The 481-nt window shown below is 61.7% G+C and carries 1 protein-coding gene; it reads right to left on the bottom strand.

Features of this window, described 5'->3' with window-relative positions; genetic code table 11:
* Nucleotides 1-383, bottom strand: a 383-nt coding sequence (locus ACU8YC_RS26645; RefSeq protein WP_446896213.1) for a leucine-rich repeat domain-containing protein, incomplete at its 3' end; no start/stop codon positions are given.
* Between the last annotated feature and the right edge of the window lie 98 nt (nt 384-481).

The following is a 481-nucleotide window of genomic DNA, read 5'->3' as shown; positions in this document are numbered from 1 at the left end:
CTTCGGCAGTTGCCGATCTCGTCGGGCAGGCTTTCCAGCTGGTTATCGGTAAGGATCAGCCAGCGCAGAGCCGGCGGCAAGGAATCGGCAGGCAGATGACGAATACTATTGGCCTTGAAGCCGACCATTTCCAGCTGCGGGCAATCGCCGAGACACTCCGGCACCTCGGTGAACGGGTTGTCCGAGCAGAACAGGATGCGCAGCTTGCGCAGACGGGATAGGTCGGCTGGCAGGCTGTCGAGCTGGTTGCCCGAGAGGTTCAGCACTTCCAGCGTATCGGCGAGGCCGAAGATCGCGTCGGGAAAGGCGTCAAGGCCGGCGGAAAGATCAAGGCGGCTGATGCCGGCCAGTTCGCCACGTTCGAGTTGTTCCAGGGTATGCATGCGGTGTTGCGCTTTCCTTGCTGAGATGAACACCGAAACGGCGTCTGTTACAGCGCTCCGACAGCCGTTGGCGAGGTGGGTTCAGGCCCGATCAGCGC

This window comes from Citrobacter sp. VF227, from assembly GCF_052950715.1.
This window is presented reverse-complemented; position numbering and strand designations above follow the sequence as displayed.